Genomic DNA, 2114 nt, shown 5'->3' on the forward strand with positions numbered 1-2114 from the left:
GCCATTATGACCCCAACGATATCAATCGGCCGACCGCCGGCGTCGATACCAGCCTCACCGCTTCGATCCGCAAGCATGAGGTGGCGAGGCCGGGTGATGTCGACAATTCGATGACCACCGGTCCCGCCGGTTCCAAGGCTTGGCCCGATCCGGGCCAGGGCATCTGGGGCAACTGATTTTCACACCCCGAAATGTCAAAGGCGGCGGGCTTGCTCCGCCGCCTTTTGTACTGAGCGGCGAGGAAGCGCCAATTCTTTTCTTGCCGGGAGATTGGCGGCGTCGTCTACACCAGATCCTTCGGCCTCACGCAATGCGTCAGCCGGGCGCCGCGAAAGTCGAGGTCCGCCCAATCCTCGCCCAGCGTGAACCGCGCGAGCGCCGCCGTTGGGAATTTCGCTTCGATCTTCTTGAACACGCCTTCATCCGACCCGGCGCCGGCCAGCCGCAGCGCAAAATGCTGCAGGCCGGGATTGTGGCCGATCACCAGCACACTCGTTGCCCTGACCTGCCGCACGCGCGCCAGGACAGCGGCCGGCGCCGCCTCGTAGAGCTCCTCCGCGAACTCGGCCTGCACGTGCTTCGGCAGTTCCTGGGCGATCAGCCTCCACGTGTCGCGTGTGCGCAGCGCCGGCGAGACCAAGGCGAGGTCGGGCAGCCAGCCGCGCCGGGCAAGCTCCCGCCCCATCAGCGGCGCCGTCTTCAAGCCGCGCGGGGCCAGCGGCCGGTCGAAATCGGCAAGTGCCGGATCGTCCCAGCTCGACTTCGCGTGGCGCAAGATCAGCAGCTGTCTCAGGGGCATTGACGCCTCTACGGCGTGATCCGCGCCAGCTGTTCGAGGTCCGTCTCCTCGCGCAGCGGGTCAGGCGCCATCACCACCGAGGTGGCGTTGTCGGCGTCGTCGGCGAAATGGGCGAGCACGGTGTGGCCCTTTTCCATGCGCGCCTTGCCTTCGGCGACCAGACCGAGCGCCAGCGGGTAGAGCCGGTGTTCCACCTTCAGCACTCGTGCGGCAAGCGTGTCCTCATTGTCGCCGACCATCACCGGCACCGCGGCCTGGGCGATGAGCGGGCCGTCATCCATCTCGGGCGTAACGAAATGCACCGAGCAGCCATGGATGCGCACCCCGGCGCGCAATGCCCGCGCGTGTGTGTCCAGCCCCTTGAAGGCCGGCAGCAGGGCAGGGTGGATGTTGATCATGCGCCCCTGCCATTTCTCGACCAGGCCGCGACCGAGGATGCGCATGTAGCCGGCAAGCGCCACGATGTCGGCGCCGAAGCCGGTGAGCGCGGCGTCGATCGCGGCGTCATAGGCATCCTTGCTCGGATGGTCGGCGCGCTGGATAACCTTGGTGGCGACGCCGCGCGACTGGGCGATGCCGAGGCCGGCGGCGTTGGCGCGATCGGAGATGACGCCGACGATCTCGGCCGGATAAGTTGGGTCGCTGGCCGCCGCGATCAGCGCCGTCATGTTCGAGCCGCGTCCCGAGATCAGGACGACCGTGCGTTTCCTGCTCATAGGCCGATCGAGCCCCGGTAGATCACGCCGGCGTCGCGGCGCGGCACGATGCGGCCGATCGGCGTCACTGTCTCGCCGGCCTCCTGCAGCACCGCAGCGACCTGCGCCGCCTGGCCGGAGGCGACGGCGAGGATCATGCCGATGCCGCAGTTGAAGGTGCGCATCATCTCTTCCGGCGCGACGCCGCCGGTCTTGGCCAGCCACGAGAAGACCGGCGGCACGTCGATCGCCTCGAGGTCGAGCTCGGCCGAAAAATCCTTGGGCAGCACGCGCGGAATGTTTTCTGGGAAACCGCCGCCGGTGATGTGGGCGAGCGCCTTGATGCCATGCGTGTTGCGGATCGCCTTGAGGATCGACTTCACATAGATGCGCGTCGGCTCGAGCAGCGCCTCGGCGAGGCTGAGCTCTTCGTTGAAGGGCGCCGGATCGCTCCATCCGAGCCCGCTCGCGGCAACGATCCGGCGCACCAGCGAAAAGCCGTTGGAGTGCAGGCCGGACGAGGAAAGGCCGAGCAGCACGTCGCCCTCGACGATGTCGTCGGTCGGAAGCAGTTGTCCGCGCTCGGCTGCGCCGACCGCGAAACCGGCAAGGTCGTAGTC

3 protein-coding genes are annotated in these 2114 nt (G+C 67.5%); all 3 read right to left on the bottom strand.

Annotated features, from left to right (window positions below):
• Positions 1–283 precede the first annotated feature (283 nt).
• The gene (locus EOD07_RS32020; RefSeq protein WP_127238112.1) at positions 284–799 is read right to left on the bottom strand and encodes a histidine phosphatase family protein; all 516 of its coding nucleotides are present in this window, start codon (positions 797–799) and stop codon (positions 284–286) included.
• Positions 800–807: 8 nt separating this feature from the next.
• On the bottom strand, positions 808–1515 hold the full coding sequence (gene purN, locus EOD07_RS32025) for a phosphoribosylglycinamide formyltransferase (protein ID WP_073987298.1): 708 nt from the start codon (positions 1513–1515) through the stop codon (positions 808–810).
• The coding region (locus EOD07_RS32030) for an AIR synthase-related protein (RefSeq protein WP_245470572.1) at positions 1512–2114 on the bottom strand (603 nt) is incomplete at its 5' end. The genes purN and EOD07_RS32030, both read right to left, overlap by 4 nt.

This window comes from Mesorhizobium sp. M2C.T.Ca.TU.002.02.1.1, assembly GCF_003997225.1.

Coding starts and splice junctions, on each gene's coding strand:
- EOD07_RS32020 (WP_127238112.1), bottom strand. CDS start 799: ATGCCCCTGAGACAGCTGCTGATCTTGCGCCACGCGAAGTCGAGCTGG.
- purN (WP_073987298.1), bottom strand. CDS start 1,515: ATGAGCAGGAAACGCACGGTCGTCCTGATCTCGGGACGCGGCTCGAAC.